22 protein-coding genes are annotated in these 22597 nt (G+C 75.9%); 14 read left to right on the forward strand and 8 right to left on the reverse strand.

Features of this window, described 5'->3' with window-relative positions; genetic code table 11:
• The first annotated feature begins 83 nt into the window (after positions 1 to 83).
• The 9 genes from O2V63_RS16490 to O2V63_RS16530 all read left to right on the forward strand — a co-directional run bounded on the left by O2V63_RS16490 (position 84) and on the right by O2V63_RS16530 (position 9339).
• Entirely contained in the window at positions 84 to 1643 is a 1560-nt protein-coding gene (locus O2V63_RS16490; protein ID WP_269168635.1) for a uroporphyrinogen-III synthase, read from the forward strand.
• Complete coding sequence (hemB, locus tag O2V63_RS16495) at positions 1640 to 2641, forward strand: porphobilinogen synthase (protein WP_269168636.1); 1002 nt, start codon at positions 1640 to 1642, stop codon at positions 2639 to 2641. The genes O2V63_RS16490 and hemB overlap by 4 nt, the downstream gene beginning before the upstream one ends.
• An 80-nt stretch (positions 2642 to 2721) precedes the next feature.
• On the forward strand, positions 2722 to 4086 hold the full coding sequence (gene hemL / locus O2V63_RS16500; RefSeq protein WP_269168637.1) for a glutamate-1-semialdehyde 2,1-aminomutase: 1365 nt from the start codon (positions 2722 to 2724) through the stop codon (positions 4084 to 4086).
• The gene (locus O2V63_RS16505) at positions 4083 to 4718 is read left to right on the forward strand and encodes a histidine phosphatase family protein (protein ID WP_036333148.1); all 636 of its coding nucleotides are present in this window, start codon (positions 4083 to 4085) and stop codon (positions 4716 to 4718) included. Before hemL ends, O2V63_RS16505 begins: the two co-directional genes overlap by 4 nt.
• Positions 4711 to 5289: a TlpA family protein disulfide reductase gene (locus tag O2V63_RS16510; protein ID WP_269168638.1), complete on the forward strand. Its 579-nt coding sequence runs from the start codon at positions 4711 to 4713 to the stop codon at positions 5287 to 5289. Before O2V63_RS16505 ends, O2V63_RS16510 begins: the two co-directional genes overlap by 8 nt.
• 6 nt (positions 5290 to 5295) lie before the next feature.
• A complete protein-coding gene (locus O2V63_RS16515) occupies positions 5296 to 6174 on the forward strand; it encodes a cytochrome c biogenesis protein CcdA (protein WP_269168639.1) in 879 nt (292 codons plus the stop codon).
• A complete protein-coding gene (gene resB / locus O2V63_RS16520) occupies positions 6171 to 7823 on the forward strand; it encodes a cytochrome c biogenesis protein ResB (RefSeq protein ID WP_269168640.1) in 1653 nt (550 codons plus the stop codon). The genes O2V63_RS16515 and resB overlap by 4 nt, the downstream gene beginning before the upstream one ends.
• Entirely contained in the window at positions 7820 to 8803 is a 984-nt protein-coding gene (gene ccsB / locus O2V63_RS16525; protein ID WP_269168641.1) for a c-type cytochrome biogenesis protein CcsB, read from the forward strand. The genes resB and ccsB overlap by 4 nt, the downstream gene beginning before the upstream one ends.
• A gap of 134 nt (positions 8804 to 8937) precedes the next feature.
• Complete coding sequence (locus tag O2V63_RS16530) at positions 8938 to 9339, forward strand: hypothetical protein (RefSeq protein ID WP_269168642.1); 402 nt, start codon at positions 8938 to 8940, stop codon at positions 9337 to 9339.
• A 91-nt stretch (positions 9340 to 9430) separates the two neighbouring features.
• On the opposite strand, the gene O2V63_RS16535 is transcribed toward O2V63_RS16530, so the two are convergent.
• Positions 9431 to 9673: a hypothetical protein gene (locus O2V63_RS16535; RefSeq protein WP_036333158.1), complete on the reverse strand. Its 243-nt coding sequence runs from the start codon at positions 9671 to 9673 to the stop codon at positions 9431 to 9433.
• 130 nt (positions 9674 to 9803) lie between these two features.
• Here O2V63_RS16535 and O2V63_RS16540 point away from each other — a divergent pair, with 130 nt between their 5' ends.
• Together O2V63_RS16540 and O2V63_RS16545 are read left to right on the forward strand one after the other, a co-directional pair.
• Positions 9804 to 10241 (forward strand): Lrp/AsnC family transcriptional regulator, encoded by a 438-nt coding sequence (locus O2V63_RS16540; RefSeq protein ID WP_269179138.1) that lies wholly within the window; start codon positions 9804 to 9806, stop codon positions 10239 to 10241.
• Positions 10234 to 10557, forward strand: a complete 324-nt coding sequence (locus tag O2V63_RS16545; protein ID WP_269168644.1) for a DUF4229 domain-containing protein — start codon at positions 10234 to 10236, stop codon at positions 10555 to 10557. The genes O2V63_RS16540 and O2V63_RS16545 overlap by 8 nt, the downstream gene beginning before the upstream one ends.
• A gap of 45 nt (positions 10558 to 10602) precedes the next feature.
• On the opposite strand, the gene O2V63_RS16550 is transcribed toward O2V63_RS16545, so the two are convergent.
• From O2V63_RS16550 to O2V63_RS16565, 4 genes are read right to left on the reverse strand one after another with little or no spacing between them, the layout of a single operon-like run.
• Complete coding sequence (locus O2V63_RS16550) at positions 10603 to 11472, reverse strand: 1,4-dihydroxy-2-naphthoate polyprenyltransferase (RefSeq protein ID WP_269168645.1); 870 nt, start codon at positions 11470 to 11472, stop codon at positions 10603 to 10605.
• Entirely contained in the window at positions 11472 to 12617 is a 1146-nt protein-coding gene (menE, locus tag O2V63_RS16555) for an o-succinylbenzoate--CoA ligase (protein ID WP_269168646.1), read from the reverse strand. Before menE ends, O2V63_RS16550 begins: the two co-directional genes overlap by 1 nt.
• A 27-nt stretch (positions 12618 to 12644) precedes the next feature.
• Positions 12645 to 13202 carry a hypothetical protein gene (locus tag O2V63_RS16560; protein ID WP_269168647.1) on the reverse strand — a complete coding sequence of 186 codons (558 nt, stop codon included), beginning with the start codon at positions 13200 to 13202 and terminating at the stop codon, positions 12645 to 12647.
• Complete coding sequence (locus O2V63_RS16565; protein ID WP_269168648.1) at positions 13195 to 13896, reverse strand: CDP-alcohol phosphatidyltransferase family protein; 702 nt, start codon at positions 13894 to 13896, stop codon at positions 13195 to 13197. The genes O2V63_RS16560 and O2V63_RS16565 overlap by 8 nt, the downstream gene beginning before the upstream one ends.
• A 123-nt stretch (positions 13897 to 14019) precedes the next feature.
• Between O2V63_RS16565 and O2V63_RS16570 the strand changes: the two genes are divergently transcribed.
• Together O2V63_RS16570 and menD are read left to right on the forward strand one after the other, a co-directional pair.
• On the forward strand, positions 14020 to 14982 hold the full coding sequence (locus O2V63_RS16570) for an o-succinylbenzoate synthase (RefSeq protein ID WP_269168649.1): 963 nt from the start codon (positions 14020 to 14022) through the stop codon (positions 14980 to 14982).
• Positions 14979 to 16736 (forward strand): 2-succinyl-5-enolpyruvyl-6-hydroxy-3-cyclohexene-1-carboxylic-acid synthase, encoded by a 1758-nt coding sequence (gene menD, locus O2V63_RS16575; protein WP_269168650.1) that lies wholly within the window; start codon positions 14979 to 14981, stop codon positions 16734 to 16736. Before O2V63_RS16570 ends, menD begins: the two co-directional genes overlap by 4 nt.
• Here menD and O2V63_RS16580 read toward each other — a convergent pair whose 3' ends face one another.
• Entirely contained in the window at positions 16737 to 19448 is a 2712-nt protein-coding gene (locus tag O2V63_RS16580) for a putative bifunctional diguanylate cyclase/phosphodiesterase (RefSeq protein ID WP_269168651.1), read from the reverse strand.
• Between the two features lie 113 nt (positions 19449 to 19561).
• Positions 19562 to 20836, reverse strand: a complete 1275-nt coding sequence (locus tag O2V63_RS16585; RefSeq protein WP_269168652.1) for an isochorismate synthase — start codon at positions 20834 to 20836, stop codon at positions 19562 to 19564.
• A gap of 38 nt (positions 20837 to 20874) precedes the next feature.
• Here O2V63_RS16585 and O2V63_RS16590 point away from each other — a divergent pair, with 38 nt between their 5' ends.
• Positions 20875 to 21591 (forward strand): demethylmenaquinone methyltransferase, encoded by a 717-nt coding sequence (locus tag O2V63_RS16590; RefSeq protein ID WP_269168653.1) that lies wholly within the window; start codon positions 20875 to 20877, stop codon positions 21589 to 21591.
• Here O2V63_RS16590 and O2V63_RS16595 read toward each other — a convergent pair.
• Positions 21588 to 22466: an aminoglycoside phosphotransferase family protein gene (locus O2V63_RS16595; RefSeq protein WP_269168654.1), complete on the reverse strand. Its 879-nt coding sequence runs from the start codon at positions 22464 to 22466 to the stop codon at positions 21588 to 21590. The genes O2V63_RS16590 and O2V63_RS16595 overlap by 4 nt on opposite strands.
• Positions 22467 to 22597: the final 131 nt, after the last annotated feature.

Raw genomic sequence — 22597 nt, forward strand, 5'->3', positions numbered from 1 at the left:
CCCCGCGGGGGCCGCGCCCCCCGCCCCATCCGTCCCGTACCACCCGCAGCGACCCCCTCCGGGGGCAGGAACAGGAGCACGCGATGACGCGCTCACGCAAGCAGAACGGCAACGGCAAGGGCACGGTGGTCTTCGTGGGCGCCGGGCCCGGTGACCCGGAGCTGCTGACCGTCCGGGCCAGCGCCGCGATCGCCGGCGCCGACACGGTGCTGGCCGACCCCGAGGTCTCCGCCGCCGTCCGCGAGGCGCTGCTGGAGGCCCACCCGGACCTCGAGCTGACCACGGTCAGCGGCGAGCCGGCCGAGGTGGCCAAGTCCGCGGTGGCCGCGGCCAAGAACGGCAGCGTCGTCGTCCGGCTGATCGCCGGTGACCCGTTCACCAGCGACGCCGTGGTCAAGGAGGCGCTGGCGGTCACCCGCACCAGCGTCGCGTTCGACGTCGTCCCGGGCGTCGCGATCGGCACCGCCGTGCCCGCCTACGCCGGCGTCCCGCTGGGGGCCAGCTCGGTCCAGGCGGACCTGCGCACCCACGACGCCCCGGTCGACCTGGCGGCGCTGGCCGCCGCCGCGACGGGCACCGGCAGCCCGCTGGTGCTGCAGGCCGACGCCGACCAGGTGGCCACCGCCGCGGCCGGCCTCCTCGACGGCGGCCTGTCCGGCAACACCCCGGTCGTCGTCACCACCCAGGGCACCGGGACGGCGCAGAAGAGCGTCGCCGCCAAGCTCGCCGCCGTCGCCGAGAAGTCCGCCGGGCTGGACAGCCTGGCCGGGCCGGTGGTGGTCACCGTCGGCGCCGTGGTCGACAAGCGCGCCAAGCTCTCCTGGTGGGAGAGCCGCCCGCTGTTCGGCTGGCGGGTGCTGGTGCCGCGCACCAAGGAGCAGGCCGGCGACATGAGCGAGCGGCTGCGCGCCTACGGGGCCGTGCCGGTGGAGGTGCCGACGATCGCCGTCGAGCCGCCCCGCAGCCCCGCGCAGATGGACCGCGCGGTCAAGGGCCTGGTCACCGGCCGCTACGGCTGGATCGTCTTCACCTCGACCAACGCGGTGCGCGCCGTCCGCGAGAAGTTCGCCGAGCTCGGCCTGGACGCCCGCGCCTTCGCCGGGGTCAAGGTCGCCTGTGTCGGGCAGCAGACCGCCGACGCGGTGCGCGAGTTCGGCATCGTGCCCGAGCTGGTGCCCAGCGGCGACCAGTCCAGCGAGGGCCTGCTGGCCGACTTCCCGCCGTACGACGACGTCTTCGACCCGATCGACCGGGTGCTGCTGCCCCGGGCCGACATTGCCACCGAGACCCTCGCGGCCGGGCTCAAGGAGCGCGGCTGGGAGATCGACGACGTCACCGCCTACCGCACCGTGCGGGCGGCGCCGCCGCCGGCCGCGGTGCGCGAGGCGATCAAGGGCGGCGGCTTCGACGCCGTCTGCTTCACCTCGTCCTCGACCGTGCGCAACCTGGTCGGCATCGCGGGCAAGCCGCACGCCCGCACCGTCGTCTCGGTGATCGGCCCGGCCACCGCGGCCAGCGCCACCGAGTTCGGCCTGCGGGTGGACGTGCAGCCGGAGACCGCGGCCGTCGGCCCGCTGGTCGACGCGCTCGCCGAGTTCGCCCAGGCCCGCCGGGCCGAGGCGGAGGCCGGGGACCCCACGTGACCTCCGGCCAGGGCGGCACGAACCCCGGGTTCGCCCGGGGTCGTCGGCTGCGCTCGACCCCGGCCATGCGCCGGTGGACGGCGCAGACCCGGCTGTCCCCGGCCGACCTGGTGCTGCCGGTGTTCGTCAAGGAGGGCATCGCCGAACCGGTGCCGATCAGCTCCATGCCCGGCGTCGTCCAGCACAGCCCCGAGTCGCTGCGGAAGGCCGCCGCCGAGGCGGCCGAGGCCGGGATCAGCGGGCTGATGCTGTTCGGCATCCCGGCGGACAAGGACGCGGTGGGCTCCCAGGCCGACGCGGCCGACGGCGTGGTCAACGCGGCGCTGCAGCAGCTGCGGGCCGACCTCGGCGACGAGCTCGTCCTGATGGCCGACCTGTGCCTCTGCGAGTACACCGACCACGGGCACTGCGGCGTGGTCACCCCGGCGGGCGTGGTCGACAACGACCCGACGCTCGACCGGTACGCCGCCGTCGCGATCGCCCAGGCCCAGGCCGGGGCGCACGTGATCGCCCCGAGCGGGATGATGGACGGCCAGGTCGCGGCGATCCGCGCCGGGCTGGACAGTGCCGCGTACACCGAGACGCCGATCCTGGCCTACGCCGCCAAGTACGCCTCCGGGTTCTACGGGCCCTTCCGCGAGGCGGCCGAGGGTGCGCCGCAGTTCGGTGACCGCTCGACCTACCAGATGGACCCGCCGAACACCGACGAGGCGCTGCGCGAGGTGGCGCAGGACATCGCCGAGGGCGCGGACGCGGTGATGGTCAAGCCGGCCGGGCCCTACCTGGACGTCATCGCCCGGGTGGCCGACGCCGTCGACGTCCCGGTGGCCGCCTACCAGGTCAGCGGCGAGTACGCGATGGTCGAGGCGGCCGCCGCCAACGGCTGGGTCGACCGCGAGCGGGCTGTCCTGGAGACGCTGACCTCGATCCGGCGGGCCGGTGCGGGTTCGGTGCTGACCTACTGGGCGGTCGAGGCCGCCCGCTGGCTGCGCCGGTAGCGAGTCGGGCACAGAGTGGCGCTGCTCACCGTCCGCCCCGTGGGCGGCGCGGACACCGGAGCGCCTGGGAGAGTGGGACCGTGACTGAGCCCTACCCGTACGAGGCCCCGGTGTCGGCAGAGCTGTTCGAGCGGGCGGGTCGGGTGACGCCCGGCGGGGTGAACTCCCCGGTGCGCGCCTTCCGGGCCGTCGGTGGCACCCCGCGGTTCATGGCCTCGGGCTCGGGCCCCTGGCTGACCGACGTCGACGGCCGCCGCTACGTGGACCTGGTGGCCTCCTGGGGTCCGATGATCCTGGGGCACGCACACCCCGAGGTGGTGGCCGCCGTCACGGCCGCGGCCCGCAACGGGTTCACCTTCGGCACCCCCACCGCCGCGGAGGCGGAGCTGGCGGAGGAGATCGTCTCCCGGGTGGCCCCGGTCGAGCGGGTGCGGCTGGTCAACTCCGGCACGGAGGCGGTCCTCTCCGCGGTGCGACTGGCCCGCGGGTACACCGGCCGGCCGCTGGTGGTGAAGTTCGCCGGCTGCTACCACGGCCACGTCGACGCCCTGCTCGCGTCCGCCGGGTCCGGCGTCGCCACCCTCGGCCTGCCGGACACCCCGGGCGTGACCACGGGCGCGGCGGCCGACACGATCGTGCTCCCCTACAACGACGTCGCCGCGGTCGAGGCGGTCTTCGCCGAGCGTGGCGACCAGATCGCCTGCGTGGTCACCGAGGCCGCCGCCGGCAACATGGGCGTCGTCCCGCCGCTGGACGGGTTCAACGGACACCTGCGCCGGATCACCGCCGCGCACGGGGCGCTGCTGCTGGTCGACGAGGTGATGACCGGGTTCCGGGTCTCCGGCGCCGGTTGGTACGGCCTGGACCCGGTGGACGCCGACCTGTTCACCTTCGGCAAGGTCATGGGCGGTGGCATGCCGGCCGCGGCGTTCGGTGGGCGCGCCGACGTGATGGACCAGCTGGCCCCGTCCGGGCCGGTCTACCAGGCGGGCACGCTGGCCGGGAACCCGGTCGCGGTGGCCGCCGGGCTGACCACGCTGCGGCTGTGCACCGACGAGGTCTACGAGCGTTGCGACTCCGTCGCCGCCCTGCTGCGGGGTGCCGCCAGCGCGGCGCTCTTCTCCGCCGGGGTGCCGCACCGGGTGCAGCAGGCCGGCTCGATGTTCTCGGTGTTCTTCGTCCCGGACGAGCGCCAGGTGCGCGACTACGACGACGCCCGCAGCCAGGACGTCGCCGCGCACACCGCCTTCTTCCACGCCATGCTCGCCCGCGGCGTCTACCTGCCGCCCTCGGCGTTCGAGGCGTGGTTCGTCAGCGCCGCCCTGGACGACGAGGCACTCGACCACGTGCTGGCCGCACTGCCCGCCGCCGCGTCGGCCGCCGCGGCCGCCGCCGGCGGCCCCGCCTCGCCCGAGGCCAAGGACACCCTGGAGCTGCAGCCGTGAGCGAGACGACCGTCGTCCACCTGATGCGGCACGGCGAGGTGCACAACCCCGCCGGCGTGCTCTACGGCCGGCTGCCCGGCTACCGGCTGAGCGAGGCCGGCGAGGGCATGGCCCGCACCGCGGCCGCCTGGTTCGCCGACCGCGACGTCACGCACCTGGTGGCCAGCCCGCTGGAGCGCGCGCAGCAGACCGCGCGCCCGATCGCCGACACGCTGGGGCTGGAGATCGCCACGGACGAGCGGCTGATCGAGGCCGGGAACTCCTTCGAGGGCAAGACCTTCGGCGTCGGTGACGGGGCGATGCGGCACCCGGGCAACTGGTGGCGGCTGCGCAACCCGTGGACGCCGTCGTGGGGCGAGCCGTACCGGGAGATCGCCGCGCGGATGCTCGGTGCGATCGACACGGCCCGGGACGCCGCCCGCGGGCACGCCGCCGTCTGCGTGAGCCACCAGCTGCCTGTCTGGACGGTGCGGCTGCACCTGGAGGGCCGTCGCTACCTGCACGACCCGCGGCGGCGGGAGTGCGGGCTGGCCAGCGTCACCTCGCTCACCTACGACGGCGATCGGCTGGTGCGGCTGGAGTACGCCGAGCCGGCCGGGGCCACCGACCCCGACGCGGTGCCCGGTGCGTGACCGACTGGCGGCGGCGCTGGGGGCAGCCGCGGTGCTCACCGCGGGCTGCAGCACCGGGGACGGCGCCGTCGACGTGAACAACGGCGGTGAGTTCCGCTTCGAGGCGGCCACGCCGTACGGCGAGGTGATCCCGGAGGGAGAGCGGGCCACCGCCCCGGGCTTCTCCGGCACGCTGCTCGACGGCGGGGAGTTCGACTCCGGCGAGCTGGCCGGGGACGTCGCGGTGCTCAACTTCTGGGGCTCGTGGTGCGCACCCTGCCGGGTGGAGACCCCGGAGTTCCAGGAGGTCTACGAGGAGGTCCGGGACGACGGTGTCCAGTTCCTCGGGCTGAACGTCAAGGAGACCGACCAGCAGTTCGCCGACGCCTTCGTGGAGAGCAAGGGGATCACCTTCCCCTCGCTCTACGACCCGCGCGGTGAGGTGGCCCTGGCGTTCCGGGACTACCCGGCCAGCGCCGTCCCCTCCACGATCCTGCTCGACCCGGACGGACGCGTCGCCGCGGTGTACACCGGTCCTGTGCGCCAGGACGACCTGCGCACCGTGATCACCCAGCTGACCGGGGAGGCCTGAGCCGTGGTGGAGGCCATCAGGGAGCTGATCGGCGACGGGCCGCTGCTGGTCGCCGCCGCGGTGGCGGCGCTGGCCGGGCTGATCAGCTTCGCCTCGCCCTGCGTGCTGCCGCTGGTCCCCGGCTACCTCTCCTACGTCACCGGCCTGGTGGGCAGCGCCCAGGGGACGGCGGCTCCGGTCCCGGCTCCGGTCCCGGCTCCGGTCCCGGCGTCGGCCGGTGCTGTGCCGGGGGGCCAGGCCCTCGCCGGCGGCTCCTCGGTGGACACCGCCGTCCGACCGGTCGACGAGCGGGCCTCGCGCGGCCGGATGGTGCTGGGCTCGGTGTTGTTCGTGCTCGGCTTCACGGTGGTCTTCGTGGCGATCAGCAGCGCCGTCGGCGGGCTCGGTCGGCTGCTGCTCGAGTACAACGACGTGATCACCCGAGCCATGGGCGTGGTGACCATCGTGGTGGGACTGGCCTTCCTGGGGTGGCTGCCGTTCCTGCAGCGCACCGCCCGGATCACCGCCCGCCCGGCCGTCGGCCTGGCCGGTGCCCCGCTGCTGGGCGTCGTCTTCGGCCTGGGCTGGACGCCGTGCCTGGGCCCCACGCTCGCTGCGGTGCAGAACCTGGCCTTCAGCGAGGCGACCGTGGGGCGCGGCGCGTTCCTGGGGCTGGCCTACTGCCTGGGCCTCGGTGTGCCGTTCGTGCTCGTGGCGCTGGGTGCCCGCTGGGCCGTAGGGGCGATGTCGTTCCTGCGCCGCAACGCCCGCACGGTCACCCGGGTCGGTGGGTTCGTGCTGATCGCCGTCGGGCTGATGCTGGTCAGCGGGGCCTGGACCGAGCTGATGATGTGGCTGCGCGGCTGGCTGGCCGCCACCGGTCTGGCCGAGTCGGCGCCGCTGTGACAGCGACGGCCCCGCCGCGCCCGGCCGCGCCGGCCAGCCCGCCCTCCCCGCCCTCGCCCGGCCGCCGGGTGGCGGGCCGGCTGCTGCGCTGGTGGCGGCAGCTCACTGCGATGCGCACGGCGCTGATCCTGCTGTTCCTGCTGGCCGTCGCGGCGATCCCGGGTTCGCTGCTGCCGCAGCGGTCGCTGTCGCGGAGCGACGTGGCCGGCTACCTGGCCGAGTACCCCACGATCGGACCCTGGCTGGACCGGCTGTACCTGTTCGACGTCTTCAGCTCGCCGTGGTTCGCGGCGATCTACCTGCTGCTGTTCATCTCGCTGATCGGCTGCGTCGTGCCCCGGGCGATCGAGCACGGCCGGTCGCTGTTCACCCCGCCGCCGACGGCGCCCCGGCACCTGCAGCGGCTGCCGGAGTCGGCGGCGCTGAGCACCTCGCTGGCCGGCCCGGCCGCTCTGGACGTGGTGGAGGAGGAGCTGCGGGTCCGCCGCTTCCGCGTCGTCCGCCGGGAGGGCCGGTCCGGTCCGGAGGTCTCCGCGGAGAAGGGCTACCTCCGGGAGACCGGCAACGTGCTGTTCCACCTCTCGCTGCTGGCGCTGCTGCTCGGCCTGGCCGGCGGGAAGCTCTGGGGCTACGAGGGCAGCATCCTGGTGACCGAGGGCCAGGGCTTCTGCAACGCGTTCCAGCAGTACGACACCCACCGGTCCGGGCCGCTGGTCGACGGGGAGGACCTCTCGCGGCTGTGCGTGGACCTCGAGGACTTCGAGGCCGTGTACGAGGAGAACCTCACCGCCGCCTCGTACACCGCGGACATCAGCTGGGAGCTGGACGGCGCCGACCCGGTGGGCACCACCATCGGGGTCAACGACCCGCTGCGGGTGGGCGGTGACCGGGTCTACGTCACCGGGCACGGCTTCAGCCCCGTGTTCAGCATCGCCCGGCCGGACGGCCAGACGTTCACCGACCTCTCCGCGCCGTTCCTCCCCGCCGACCTGGGGACGATGCTCAGCCAGGGCGTGCTGAAGGTGCCCGACCTGGGTGCCGGATCGACCGAGCAACTGGCGATCGAGGGCTTCCTCGCCCCGACCGGCGTCCTGGAGGCCGGCTTCCTGACCTCGATCAACCCGCGGCCGCTGGACCCGAAGGTCGGGATCGACGTCTACACCGGCTACCTGGGGCTGGACTCCGGCCTGCCGCAGTCGGTCTACGCGCTGGACCGGGAGCAGATCGACCGGGGTCTGCTGAACCGGGTGGCCCGGACGAACCTCGCCATCGGGGAGTCGACCACCCTGCCCGACGGCACCGTGGTCACCTTCAGCGGCCTGAAGGAGTTCGCGGCCCTGCAGGTCTCGCACGACCCCGGCCAGGTGTGGGTCCTGGGGGCGTCGATCGCCGTCCTGGTGGGCCTGCTGGGGATGCTGCTGGTCCGCCGGGAGCGGGTGTTCGCCCGCTCCGGTCCCGCACCGGACGGCGGGGGTACGGTGCTGTCGATCGGCTCGCTGACCCGCGGCAGCGCTGACACCGGTCCCCGCTTCACCTCGCTCACCGAGGACGTGCAGGCAGCCCTGGCCGCCCGCGCCGACGCCCCGGCGAGCACCCCAGCGGCCCGTGGACACGGGCCGGCACCCGATGAGGAGGCACCGCCGTCGTGATCGACGAGTCGTTGGCCGCACTGTCCGACACGCTGTTCTCGATCAGCGTCGGCCTGTACTCCCTGGCCGTGGTCGCCTTCTGCGCCGAGCTGGCCTTCGGCCGGTCCGTCCGCGGGCGCACCGAGCAGCTGGTCGCCGCCGGTGGCGTCCCCGCCCAGCCGCCGGTCGACGCCCCGGCCGCCGGGGAACCGGTCGAGCCGGCGCGGGCCCGGCGACTGGGCCTGGTCGCGATGGTGCTGACCGGCCTCGGCGCGGTGACCCACGCCGGGGTGCTGGTCGCGCGGGGCATGGCCACCGACCGATTGCCCTGGGGCAACATGTACGAGTTCGCCACCGCGGTGGTCCTGGTCGCCGTCGTGGCCTACCTGGTGCTCGCCGTGCGGGCGCCGTCGCTGCGGCACATCGGCGTCTTCCTGCTGGCGCCCGTGGTGCTGTCGATGGTGCTGATCGGGCTGTTCCTGTACGCCGAGGCCGGCCCGCTCGTGGCCGCCTTGCGGTCCAGCTGGCTGGCGATCCACGTGAGCACCGCCACCATCGGGTTCGGCATCTTCTTCGTCAGCGGCATCGCCAGCGTGCTCTACCTGGTGCGCACCCGGCGGGACGCCACGGTGGCCGCCGGCGCCTCGACGGGCGCGTCCGCTGCCCCGTCCCTGCTGGACCGGCTGCCCACGGCGGCGGCGCTGGACCGCACGGCTCACCGCACCGCCGTCTTCGGCTTCCCCATCTGGACCTTCGCGGTCATCGCCGGCGCGATCTGGGCGGAGAGCGCCTGGGGCCGGTTCTGGGGCTGGGACCCGAAGGAGACCTGGGCGTTCATCGCCTGGATCGTCTACGCGGCCTACCTGCACGCCCGCACCACGGCCGGTTGGCGGGGGCGCCCCTCGGCGTGGATCAACATCGTCGGTCTCGTGGTGATGATCTTCAACCTGCTGTTCGTCAACCTGGTGTCGACCGGCCTGCACAGCTACGGCGGCGTCTGACGCCTCCTGGTTCTCGGACTGGTCACCCACCGTCACGATCGGGTGGAACAAGCTCGCGCGACTCATGGGACGATGCGCCCCAGGGCGCACACCGTGTCATCCTGACCGCATGACTGAGCGCGGTCGAGTTCACCGTGGGTAGGCACTCGGCGGGGAACGGTGCCCGCGTCGACCCGATCGTCGAGGCCGCGCTGCGGCAGCGGACGACGTCGGTGGAGCCGGGCCCGCCCCGGCACGCGCCCGGCCTCCCCGACGGTCAGCAGGTCGAGAGCCAGCAGGACGGCGGTCTCGGCTGGCCCGGCGAGCCTGGTGAGGGCTCCGGCCTCGGCTGGCCGGACCGGGACGACGCCACGTACCCCGCGGCCGTCGACACGACGGAGACCGACCCGACTGAGTCCGCCACCACGGTGGCCGTGACCCCCGTGGGCCCGGCGACCGGGGACGGGCGACCGGCCCGGCGCCGGCTCGGCTGGCGCCGGTGGCTCGGCGGGAGCCCGGCCGCCTCGCCCGCGCGCTCAGGCGGCAACGCCGCCTGAGCAGGACGCCCAGGCGCAGCGAGCCGTCAGCCCCCGAGGGCTGACGGCTCGTGGTGCGTCGGGGGGGGGCGGGCCAGCTGGCCCGCGGGTCTCAGTTCAGGCTGCCGTCGTCCCGACGGGCCCGCCGCTCCAGCTCACGCAGGAACTCCGGGTCGTCGTCGGGAGCCACCGGCCGGGTGGGCCGCTGTGCCCGGGGCGGGCGGGGTCCACGCGGCGGGCGCTCCGGGCGACCGATGCCGCCGGACCCCCCTCGGCCACCGTCCTGCGCCGACGCGGCGCGCATCACGAGCACGACCACGGCCACCGCGATCACCAACATCACCAGGAAGACCATCAGGCCACCCCCCTCATCGCCACCAATGTACGACCGCGGCGATACTCGGACCCGGTGATCTCCTGCCCGACCGGGGCGGGCCCTGCGCCGGCGGTCCGCCGGGCGCACACCCGAGGAGCCGGAGGGCGACATCGACGCGGTCGACGAGCAGCTGATCAGCCTGTTGCGGGCCAACGGCCGGGCCAGCTACGCCGAGCTCGCCCGGCAGGTCGGGCTCTCGGCTCCCTCGGTGCACGAGCGGGTCGGCAAGCTGGAGGCCGCCGGTGTGATCACCGGCTACCAGGCGCTGGTCGACCCGGCCTCGGTCGGGCTCGGCGTCACCGCCCTGGTCGGGGTGATCGAGAGCGACCAGGTCGACGACACCGGCCTGGAAGAGGCACTGGCGGAGCTGTCGTCGGTGGAGGACTGCTGGCGGGTCGCCGGCAGCGAGGGGTACGTGCTCAAGGTGCGGGTTCCGGACATCCGGGCACTGGAGGACACCATCAGTGCGTTGAACAGGGTCCGGGGCGTCGCACGCACCCGGACGACCGTGGTGCTGTCGACCAAGTGGGAGGGCCGTCGTGGCTGAGCAGATGAGGGCAGCCGGGGCCTCCGTGCCCGGGGGCACCGACGGCGGGGCGCCGAGCCAGGGTGGTGTCGCGAAGTGGCTGGCGATCTACACCCTCGGGCGGCTGGCCATCGCCGCCGTGCTGATCGGGCTGCTGTGGGTGCTCGGACTGCCCGGCACCCCCGGCTTCCTGTTCGGGGTGCTGCTGGCGATGCCGGTGTCCTACCTGGCGCTGGGCCGGGTGCGCGAGCAGCTGACCGGTGCCCTGGTGGCACGCAACGAGCGCAAGGAGCGGCTGCGCGCCGAGCTCCGCGGCACCGCCGCCGACGACGCCTGACGGTCCTGCTGCCCCCACCCCTCGGCAAGCCCCTGCAGCGGGGCCTCAGCTCAGGGCGAGGCCCAGGCCGAGCAGGACGCCGGTGACCAGGGTGAGCTGACCGGTGGCCTTGAGCGCGCCGATCAGCGCCGGCCCGCGGCCGCCACCCAGCACGGTGCGCACCGGCGGCACCGCGAGCGGGGCGGCGAGCAGGCCGAGCAGCGCCCAGGGCCGGACGACGCCGATCCCGGCGATCACGGCGAAGGCGACGACCAGCAGCCCGGTGTAGAAGACCCGGGTGCGGGCCTCGCCGAGGAGCACCGCCAGCGTCCGCTTGCCGACGGCGGCGTCCCCGTGCACGTCGCGGAGGTTGTTGACGACCAGCAGCGCCGTCGAGAGCAGCCCGATCGGCACCGCGGCGGCGAACGCGAGCCCGTCCAGCGTCTCGGTCTGGGCGAACGTCGTCCCGACCACGGCGACCAGGCCGAAGAAGACGAAGACGAAGACCTCGCCCAGCGCCCGGTAGCCGTAGGGGATCGGGCCGCCGGTGTAGGTCCAGGCCGCCAGGATGCTCACCGCACCGACGGCGACGAGCCACCAGCTGGACACCGCCGCGAGCGCCAGGCCGGCCACTGCCGCCACCGCGAAGGACGCCAGCGCGGCGACCAGCACCTGGTGCGGGGTGGCCGCGCCGGACCCGACCAGCCGCATCGGGCCGACCCGGTCGGCGTCGGTGCCGCGCTTCCCGTCGGAGTAGTCGTTGGCGTAGTTGACCGCCACCTGCAGCGCGAGCGCGACGGCCAGCGCGAGCAGCGCCGGCACCAGCCGGAACCCGTCGAGCGCGGCCGCCGCGCCGGAGCCGACGAGCACCGGGGCGAGTGCGGCGGGCAGTGTGCGGGGTCGGGCGCCTGCCAGCCACTGGGCGGGGGTGGCCATCAGTCGGTTCCTCTCGGCGTGCGTGCGACGGCCCGGCGGTCGGGCTTGCCGGTGTGCAGGGTGGGCACGGCGTCGACGACCGTCAGCTCGCGGGGGGCGGAGGGCGCGCCGAGCCGGGCGGTGACCCAGGGGCGCAGCTCGGCCAGGTCCGGGATGGTGCCGGGGGTGGCGACGACGGCGGCGACCACCCGCTGCCCCCACTCGGGGTCGGGGAGCCCGGTGACGACCGCGTCGGTGACCGACGGGTGCTCGCGCAGCACCGCCTCGACCGCCTGGGGGGAGACGTTGACCCCGCCGCTGATCACCACGTCGTCCAGCCGGCCGTGCACGGTGAGCCGGCCGGCGTCGTCCAGCGAGCCGGCGTCCCGGGTGCGGAACCAGCCGTCGCGGAAGGCGGCCGCCGTCCCGGCCGGGTCGAGCCGGTAGCCGTGCGCCAGCACCGGGCCGGCCAGCTCGATCCCGTCGGCCACCCGCACGGACACCCCCGCCAGCGGCACGCCGTCGTAGACGCAGCCGCTGGCGGTCTCGCTCATGCCATAGGCGGTGCGCACCTGCACACCGGCGCGGCGGGCGGCGGCGAGCAGGGCGGGGTCGGTGGCGGCGCCGCCGATCAGCACGCCGTCGAAGGCGGCCAGCGCGGCCGGCTCGTCGGCCAGGTACCGGCGCAGCTGGGTGGGCACCAGCGCGACGTAGCGGCGGTCGCCGGCCGGCAGCCGGGCCGCGGCGGTGGCCAGCGACTCGCCCCGGCCGAGGACGACGGGCTCCCGGCCGGCCAGCGCGGTGCGGACCAGCACCTGCAGCCCGCCGATCGCCGAGGTCGGCAGGGTGAGCAGCCAGCTGCCGGGGTCGCCCAGCCGGTCGGCGGTGGCGGCCGCCGAGGCCCGGAGCGCTGCCGCGGAGAGCAGCACGCCCTTGCCGGTACCGGTCGACCCGGAGGTGACCACGACCAGGTCGGTGCCCGGCTCCAGCGGCTCGTCGGGTCGGAGCACCGCACGCGCCGCGTCGGCGGGCCCGGTGCCGGCGGGCAGCACGGCCAGTGGCCCGTCGCCGTCCAGGCTGCGGAGGAGAGCCGGCCAGACGGAGGACAGCACCGCCGCGGCCGCCTCCGGCGGCGGCGCGGCCACGAGGGTCAGCTGCCGGTGCACGAGGAGTCAGGCTACGGCGGCCCGCACTCAGAACAGGTCGGGCACCAGCGCCAGGACGACGAACCGGATCGCCCGGCCGATCAGGCAGGTCACCACGAACGCCCGCAGGCTCATCTTCGACGTCCCGGCGTAGAAGGCGATCGCCAGCAGCGGCGGGATGCCCACCGAGCCGCTGAGCAGGACGACGCCGGGACCCCAGCGGCCGGACAGCAGCGCGACGCCGCGGGCGTTGACCCGGCTCAGCCAGCGGCCCACCGGCCGGAGCGCCCGCTTCACCGGCCCGCCCGGGGGTGGCTCCCCAGCGGCCTCGGCGGCGGCGATGGCGGACGCCTCCGCCGCCCCGCGCTCGCGCAGCCGCTCCAGCCAGCGGGAGCTGGTCGCGCCTCGGGCGGCGGAGAACAGCAGCACCTTGCCCGCGGTCTGGCCGATGGCTGCGGCGACGGCACCGGCGACGGCGACGGTGGGGGACTGGGCGACCGCCAGGCCGATCACGTAGGCCTCCACCGGCAGGAACGGTGTGACCGCGGAGACGGCGCCGACCACCAGGCCGAGCGCGATCAGGCCGATCGTTCCGGCGTCAGGCACGGGCGGCGGCGCCCGGGGTCGGCTGGGAGACGTGCACCGCGTCGGTCGGCCGGGGCAGCCGGAGCACCCGGCCCAGCGACCAGACCTTGATCACCAGCACCACCGAGGCGGCGACCAGGGCCACCCGCTGGTCGGGCACGAACACCAGCAGCAGCACCAGCAGGGTGGTGTTGGTGACCTTGGCGACCACGTGCCAGTTCAGCGTCCAGGCCAGCCGGTCGACGAGGAAGAAGTAGTTGGGCGACAGCACCGGCCAGCGCATCGGCAGCAGGGTCAGCGGCAGGTCGACCACGACGAACTGGAAGAGGAAGACCGCGACCGGCCACGGTGCGTCGATGAACATCAGCAGCACCAGGGCGCAGCTGATGCAGTTGATCCGGTCGCAGACCACGTCGAACACCGCCCCGAAGCGGGTCTCCTGGTCCCGCCACCGGGCGACGTTGCCGTCGGCGGAGTCGCCGATCCAGTAGGTCAGGTAGGCGGCGAGCAGCCACGGCCAGGAGTGCTGGACGGCGGCGGTGGTCACCAGCGCCAGCGACGCCAGCGTGCGGATCACGGTGACCAGGTTCGCGGCGTTGCGCAGCTGGCGGGGGTCCTCGCAGGCGCAGCCGCGCACGCCGCACCGCACCGGCAGCCCGGGACGGCGGGGGGTGCGGTCGGCGGCGACGGTCCCTGGAGCCGTCGAGTGGGCCACGGGGGACCTCCGGGTCTCGGGCGCGCCGGATCGGCGGCGCTGCGGAGTGCACGCTAGGGGTCGGTTGGCCTGTGCACCAGGACCGCCCCCGGGTGTCCCGGCCGCCCGCCTACGCTGTCGGCCGTGGTCACCGCCCCTCCCGACGCTGCAGCGGCGGCCCTGGCGGTGCACGTCTGGTCGGTGCCGATGCGCACCCGGTTCCGCGGCATCGACGTCCGCGACGGGGTGCTGGTGCACGGCCCGGCGGGCTGGGGCGAGTTCTCCCCGTTCTGGGACTACGACGTCACCGAGAGCCGCCGCTGGTGGGCTGCGGCGCACGAGGCCGCCGTCCTCGGCTGGCCCGACCCGCTGCGGGACAGCGTGCCGGTCAACGTCACGGTGCCGGCCGTGGGGCCGGACCGGGCACACGCCATCGTGACGGCCTCGGGGTGCCGGACCGCGAAGGTGAAGGTGGCCGAGCCCGGCCAGGCCGCCGCCGACGACCTGGCCCGCGTGGAGGCGGTGCGCGATGCGCTCGGCCCGGCCGGGGCGATCCGGGTGGACGCCAACGCCGCCTGGGACGTCGACACCGCGGTCGCCCGGTTGCGCGAGCTCGACCGGGTGGGCTTGGAGTACGCCGAGCAGCCCTGCGCCACGATCGGTGAGCTGGCCGCGGTGCGGCGGCGGGTCGAGGTGCGGGTGGCCGCCGACGAGGTGGTCCGCCGCGCCGCCGACCCCCGCGCGGTCGACCTGCGCGAGGCGGCCGACGTGGTGGTGCTGAAGGTGCAGCCGCTGGGCGGGGTGCAGGCGGCGCTGGCGGTGGCCGAGGCGCACGGGCTGCCGTGCGTGGTCTCCTCGGCGCTGGAGAGCTCGGTCGGGATCGCCGCCGGCGTCGCGCTGGCCGCCGCGCTGCCGGAGCTGCCGTTCGCCTGCGGACTGGCCACCGTCGCGCTGTTCACCGACGACGTCACCGGCGAGCCGCTGCTGCCGGTCGACGGTGCGCTGCCGGTGCGCCGCCCGGAGCCCGACCGGCTGGCCGAGACCGCGGCCGAGCCGGCGGTCGAGCAACGCTGGCGCGCCCGGCTGGCCGCGGTGACGGCTCCGTGAACCCGGCCACCGCCTTCGCCCGGGTGCTCGTCGACGAACTGGTCCGCGGCGGCGTCACCGACGCGGTGGTCGCTCCCGGCTCCCGCTCCGCGCCGGTCGCCCTGGCGCTGGCCGATGCCGAGACGGCGGGCCGGCTGCGGCTGCACGTGCGGATCGACGAGCGCACGGCGGCGTTCCTCGCGCTCGGGCTGGCGAAGGCCGCCGGGCGGCCGGTGCCGGTGCTGACCACCTCCGGGACGGCGACCGCCCACCTGCACGCGGCGGTGCTGGAGGCGCACGAGAGCGGGGTGCCCGTGCTGGCGCTGACCGCGGACCGCCCCCCGGAGCTGCGCGCCACCGGCGCGAACCAGACGATCGACCAGGTCGGCCTCTACGGCGGTGCGGTGCGCTGGGCACTGGACGTCGGGGTGCCCGAACCGGGTCGCGAGGCGGCGCAGAACAGGTACTGGCGGTCGGTCGTCGCCAAGGCGCTGCTCGTCGCCCGGGGTGCGCTGTCCGGCGACCCCGGCCCGGTGCACCTCAACCTGGCCCTCCGTGAGCCGCTCATGCCCGACGACGGCGGGGAGCGACCGGCGCCGCTGTCGGGTGACCTCGCCGGGCGCCCCGACGGCGCTGCGTGGACCACCTCGGCCGGTGACGGGACGCGGAGCGCACCGCTGACCGGCGGCGAGCCGGCCGGCGGAGGTCGCACCCTGCTCGTCGCCGGGGACGCCCCCTCCGCGGTCGGGCGGGCCGCCGCCGTCGTCGCCGACCAGCGGGGCTGGCCGGTGCTGGCCGAGCCCAGCAGCGGGGCCTGGGGGGCGAGCGGGGCGGTGCGCGGGCCGGCCCTGTTGCTGGGGGCCGCCGACTGGCTGGCCGCACACCGGCCCGACCGGGTGGTCGTCGTCGGCCGGCCCACGCTCTCCCGGCCGGTCAACGCCCTGCTGGGCGACCCGTCGGTGACCGTGGAGACCTACGGGCCCTCGCCGCGCTGGGCCGATCCGGGCCGGGGCAGCAGCGTCGTCGGCAGCGCCCAGCTCGACCCGGGCCTGGCGCTGCGCGACCCCGGGCCGCGGGGCAGCGGGGAGTGGGCGGGTCAGTGGGCCGAGGCAGCCCGGCTGGTCGGGGCGGCGGTCGACGCGGAGCTGGACGACGTCCCCGGGCGCGGGCTGACCGCGGCCCGGCTGGCCCGGGACCTGGTGGCCACGCTGCCGGCCGGCGCGCTGCTGGTGCTGGGCTCCTCGACGCCGGTGCGCGACGTCGACCGGTTGGCCGTGCCGCGGCCGGGGGTGACCGTGCTGGCCAACCGGGGGGTGGCCGGCATCGACGGCACGATCTCCACCGCGGTCGGGGCCGCGCTGGCGCACCAGGGGGCCGGCGGCGGACCGGCGTTCGCGTTGATGGGCGACCTCACGTTCCTGCACGACCTGACCGGGCTGCTGCCCGGGGCGGGGGAGCCCCGGCCGGACCTGACCGTCGTCGTCCCGGACAACGACGGAGGCGGCATCTTCGCCCAGCTGGAACCGGGGCAGCCGCAGTACGCGGCCAGCTACCGGCGGGTGTTCGGCACCCCGCACGGCCGGGACCTCGTGGCGGTGGCCCGCTCGCTCGGCTGGGCGGCGACCGCGGTCAGCGACCCCACCCAGCTGGTGGCCGCGCTGGGGGCGGGCGGGCCGCGGGTGGTCGTCGTCCGCACCGACGCCGCCGCCGAGGCGGCTCTGGCCACCCGGCTGCGCACGGCCGCCGTCACCGCACTCGGCCAGGTCGGCGCCTGATCAGGCCTGGGCGGCGGGCAGTTCGCCGGCGCTGGTCGCCGGCCGCGGGTGGGGCAGCGCCGGCGCACCGGAGGCCTCGGCGAGCAGCAGCAGCTCCGCCTCGTCGGCCTCCAGCGGCTTGGCGAACAGCCAGCCCTGGGCCAGGTCGCAGCGCTCGGCACGGAGCCGGTCGCGCTGGACCTCGGTCTCCACGCCCTCGGCGACGACCTCGAGCCGCAGCGTGCGGCCCAGCTGGATCAGCCCGTGCACGATCGCCGCGTCGTCGGCCGAGCCGTCGAGCAGGTTCACGAACGAGCGGTCGATCTTGAGCACGTCGACGTCGAACTGGCGCAGGTAGCTCAGCGAGGAGTAGCCGGTGCCGAAGTCGTCCAGGGCCAGCCGGGTGCCCAGCGCGCGCAGCTCCAGGAGCCGTTCGGCCACCGCGTCCGGGTCGGTGACCAGCGCGGTCTCGGTGACCTCCAGGACCAGCGAGGACGGCGCGATGCCGCTGGAGGTCAGCGCCTCGGCGACGTGGTCGACCAGGGTGCCGCCGACCAGCTGCCGCGCGGAGACGTTGACCGCCATGGACAGCGGGGTGACCCGGGGGTGGGCGCGCTGCCAGCGGGCAGCCGTCCGGGTGGCCTCGGCGAGCACCCAGCGACCGATCGGCACGATGTGCCCGGAGTCCTCGGCGACCGGGACGAACCGGTCCGGCCCGATGGCGCCGAGGGTGGGGTGCTGCCAGCGGAGCAGCGCCTCGAAGCCGACCACCCGCTCGGTCTGCAGGTCGACGACCGGCTGGTAGACCAGCCGGAGCTGGCCGGCGGCCAGTGCCCCACCCAGCTCCCGCTCCAACTGGATCCGTTCGAGTGCGGCGGCGCGCATCTCCGGGTCGAACACGACCCACTGGGCCCGGCCGGCGGCCTTGGCCCGGTACATGGCGATGTCGGCGTCGCGGAACAACGACAGCGGGGTCGCCTCGGGTTCGGCGGCGACGATCCCGATGCTCGCGGCCACGGTGACCCGGTGGCCGTGCAGCAGCACCGGCTCGCCCAGGACCTGCAGCAGCCGCTCGGCCAGCGAGGCGGCGGCCGGCAGGCCGCCCCGGCTGTCGTCGATGAGGACGGCGAACTCGTCGCCGCCCAGCCGGGCCACCGTGTCCGCCGCGCGGACGACGCCCTGCAGCCGCTCGGCGACCGTGCGGAGCAGGTCGTCCCCGGCCAGGTGGCCGAGGCTGTCGTTGACGTCCTTGAACCCGTCGAGGTCCAGGCAGAGCACGATCGGCGGGCTGCCGGTGCGGCCGGCCCGGCGCAGCGCCTGCTCGGCGTGGTCCAGGAAGAGCGACCGGTTGGCCAGCCCCGTGAGCCCGTCGTAGAAGGCCTGGTGGGCCAGCTCCTGTTCGGCGAGCTTGCGGGGGGTGATGTCGTAGACGCTGACGGCGATGCCGCCGACGTCGGGGTCGTGCCGCAGGTCGACGGCGCGACCGCCCAGCCACACCGTGCCCCCGGTCGGGTGGTCCCCGCGCAGGTCCAGCTCCACCGGCTCACCGGGCAGCAGTCGGGCCCGGTCCAGGGCTGCCAGCACGTCGGCGGGGTCGATGCCGATGCCACGGAGCAGCTGCGGCAGCGACCGCCCGGCGCCACCCGGGCGCCCGAGCAGCTCGGCCAGCGACCGGGAGTCCGAGGTCAGCCGCCCGTCGCGGTCGACGACGGCCACCGCGTCGGAGGAGGTCATCGCCAGCGCCTCGTACCGCCGGGCCAGGGAGTGGACCTCGGCCCGGGCGCGGCCCTGGTCGGCGAGCAGCCGCTGGGCGCGCACGATCATCAGCACGGTCAGCGTGGAGGTGGCCAGCAGACCGGGCAGCGGTTCGACCTCCTCGCCGGCGAGCCAGGCCCGGAGCTCGAAGGCACCGGGCACGAGCAGCGGCAGGAAGGCCAGGGTCATCCGCCAGCGTCCGCCGGCCGTCCGGCGCGTCGCCGCCGGGCCGGGTGCCGCGTCCCGCCGGTCGGCCCATGGCAGCGTGGCGAACGCGACGGCGCCGATCAGCCAGCCGGCGTCCAGCCAGCCGCCGACCGTGTCCGGGGCGGCGAGCAGCAGCCAGGCCAGGTCCGAGGCCAGCCAGGCGCTGGAGCCGAGCCCCAGCAGCAGCGCCGGCACCCCGACCCGCGACTGCACGACCATGCCGCGCACCACCAGGCCGATGACCACCGCGTCCAGCAACGGGTAGGTGGCCCAGATGGCCCGGGTGCCCAGCGGCAGGTCGGCGTCGGTCAGCGTCGAGTGCACCGAGCTCTGCCAGACCACGAGCAGGGCGATCACCAGCACCGCGGCGCCGTCGAGCAGGGCGTGGAACCGGGCCCGCGGGTGGGCGTCGCCGTCCCCGGCGTAGACCAGCAGGGCGGCCCCGAGGGAGCAGTAGGAGGCCAGGTAGGCGGCATCGGCCACCGAGACGTCCGGTGGGGTGTCGGCCAGCCAGGCCTGCAGCTGCCACAGCAGGTCGCCGACGGCGTTGAGCGAGACGGTGACCGCGATCCACCGGGCCGCCGGGCCCGGGCGGCACCGCCGCACCCCCAGCCAGGCGGCGACCGCGGCGCCGGCGCTGACGACCAGGTAGACGACCGAGGCGGCGGTGTTGCCGCCGGTGGACCCGACCAGCACGACGAGGGCAGCGGCCAGCGACAGCCATGCGGCAGCGGCCCTGCGGCCGCCACCGTTCGCCGTCCTGGTGGCCATGTCCCGTCGTCCCCCTGTCGGTGTCCCCTCCTGGAGACTGTCGGGCCGCGGGCGGGTCGTCTTCACCTGAGGCGGGCACTCGGGCGGAGGGTTCCCTCCTCCGGGGGAGGGGCTCAGTCCTCGAGCGCGGCCTGGAAGGCGGCCAGCTTCGCCTGGGTCTCGGCCAGCTCGGCGATCGGGTCGGAGTCGGCGACGATGCCACAACCGGCGAACAACCGGGCCTGCCGCCCGCCGTCGGCCCCGGTCAGCTGTGCGCAGCGCAGCGCCAGCCCGAACTCCCCGTCGCCGCGCGCGTCCAGCCAGCCGACGGGCCCGGCGTAGCGGCCGCGGTCCATCCCCTCGAGCTCGGCGATCACCCGGGCCGCGGTGGCGGTCGGGCTGCCGCAGACCGCGGCGGTGGGGTGCACGGCGCCCACCAGCTCCAGCAGCCCGGTCGCGTCGTCGTCCCGCTGGCGGCCGCGGACGTCGCTGGCCAGGTGCCGGACGTTGGGCAGGGTCAGCACGCTGGGCTGCTCCGGGACGACGAGCTCGTCGACGAACGGCCGCAGCGCGTCGGCGAGGGAGTCGACGGCGTAGGCGTGCTCGGCGTGGTCCTTGACCGAGGTCTGCAGGCCCGCCGCCAGCCGGTCGTCCTCCGCGCCGGCGCCCCGTGGGGCGGTGCCGGCCAGCACCCGGGCGTCCAGCTCGCGGCCGGTCCGGCGGAGCAGCAGCTCGGGGGTGGCGCCCAGCAGACCGTCGACGGCGAACGTCCAGGTGTCCGGGAACCGCTCGGCCAGCCGGAGCAGCAGCCGGCGGGGGTCCAGCGGCCGGTCGGCGGTGACCAGCAGGTCGCGGGCCAGCACCACCTTGTCCAGCTCGCCGGCGTCGATCCGGGCGACCGCGGCGGTGACGGCGCCGCACCAGGCCATCGGGTCCAGGGCGCCGTCGGCGTAGGCGAGCCGGCCGATCGAGGTGGCCGCGTGCTGGGGTGAGGTCTCGACGACGGTGAGGTCCTCGTCGTCCGCGTCGCCGGTCACGGTCACCCAGGTGCACCCGTCGCGGCGGCCCACGACCACCTCGGGGACGACGAAGACCGACGTCCCCGCCGCCGGGTCGAAGGCCACGGAGGCGAAGAGGACCGGCCCGGAGCCGGGGACGCCGACCGGGTCGTGGACCTCGGTGCCGGCGCAGCGCTGGGCCCACCAGTCGGCCGCCTCGGTGAGCGCACCGGGGCCGGACACCTCCAGTCGGGCCGCCTCGCCCCACCCGATCAGGCCCTCGCCGCGGCGCACCCAGGCCAGCGCGCCGTCGCGGGGGAGCAGGGTCAGCAGCGGCGTGCGCCGGGCGCCCAGCGGGGTGGTGGTGACCGCTGCCGCGCTGGTCGCGGTGCGTGCGGCTGCCGTGGTCACCGCTCCAGGGTAGGAGAGGCGCAGGTAGCGTCGCCGTCGTGGCGACCGGGGAACGGGCGGGGACGGCGGGGACGCGAGCCGGGCTGGACAAGCGGCCGGCGGAGGTCGCGGCGATGTTCGACCGGGTCGCCGGCCGGTACGACGTGACCAACACCGTGCTCTCCGCCGGGCTGGACGCCGGCTGGCGCCGGGCCACCCGCGAGGCGCTGGGTGCGCGGCCGGGTGCGACCGTGCTCGACGTCGCGGCCGGGACGGCGGTCTCCACCGTCGAGCTCGCCGCCGGGGGAGTGCACGCGATCGCCTGCGACTTCTCCCAGGGCATGCTGCGCGCCGGGGCGTCCCGCCCGGTGCCGAAGGTGGCCGGGGACGCGATGGCGCTGCCGCTGGCCGACGAGAGCGTGGACGGCGTCGTCATCTCCTTCGGGCTGCGCAACGTGGCCGACCCGCAGGCGGCGCTCCGCGAGTTCTCCCGGGTGACCAGGCCCGGCGGCACGCTGGTGGTCTGCGAGTTCTCCAGCCCGGTGTGGAGGCCGTTCCGGACCGTCTACACCGAGTACCTGATGCGGGCGCTGCCGGTGATCGCGCGGGCGGTCAGCAGCAACCCGGAGGCCTACGTCTACCTGGCCGAGTCCATCCGGGCGTGGCCGCCGCAGCCGGAGCTGGCGCGGTGGCTGCAGGGCGCCGGCTGGGCCGACGTCGCGTGGCGCGACCTGACCGGCGGCGTCGTCGCCCTGCACCGGGGCACCCGGCTCTAGTCGTCGGCCAGCACGGCCGCCAGGACGGCGTCGGCGCGGTGCTGTTCGGCCGCGTTCGTCCCGGCGAGACCGGCCCGCACGACGAGTGCCTTCCACAGCGCCCAGCCGCGGGCCCGGAGCCACGTGCCGTCGTCCAGGTCGAGGCCGGCCCGGAACGCCGCCCGGCTCCGGTCCGTGAAGAACGTCCAGGCGATGACGAGGTCGCACGCCGGGTCACCCACCCCGCAGGTGCCGAAGTCCAGGACGGCGGCCAGCCGGCCGTCCCGCACCACCAGGTTGCCGGCCGCGACGTCGCCGTGGAACCACCGCGGTGGCCGGTCCCAGGAGGTCGATGCGGCAGCCGCCCAGACGGCGGTGGCCGCGGCGCCGTCGATCGACCCGCCCAGTGCCTCGATCGCTGCGTGGGTCTCGCCGGCGTAGTGGGTGAGCGGGGCGCCGCGGAACCAGCTGTGCGGTCCGGCCGGTGGCCCGCCGGCCGTGTCAACCAACTGGAGGGCGGTCAGGAACCCGGCCAGATCGGTGGCGAACGTGCTGAGGTCGCCGACCGGCGTCCCGGACGCATCGGTGCCGTCCAGCCAGCGGTACACCGACCACGGCCACGGGAAGCCTGCGCCGGGGGAGCCCTGGCCGCGCGGCACGGGGACCGGCAGCGGCAGCTGCGGCGCCAGGCGGGGGAGCCACTCCTGCTCCTTGGCCACCTGGACGGCGTAGGCCGCCGCGCTGGGCAGCCGGACGAGCAGCTCCGCACCGAGCCGGAACGTGCGGTTGTCCCAGCCGCCCGGCTCGACCGGCACGACCGGCAGGTCGGCCCACTCCGGGAACTGCGCTGCGACCAGCCGGCGCACGAGCGGGACGTCGATGTGCGCGGTGGTCACCGGATCGCCGTGCCCTGTCCCGGCCCGGTCAGGGCCATCGACTCCCCGGCCCGGTCAGCCGGCGCGGCGGCCGAGCGCGCGGTAGGTCCAGCCGGCGGCCACCCAGTGGTCACGGTCCAGCGCGTTGCGCC

The sequence above is a fragment of the Modestobacter sp. VKM Ac-2977 genome, assembly GCF_026968045.1.
Taxonomy (GTDB): domain Bacteria; phylum Actinomycetota; class Actinomycetes; order Mycobacteriales; family Geodermatophilaceae; genus Modestobacter.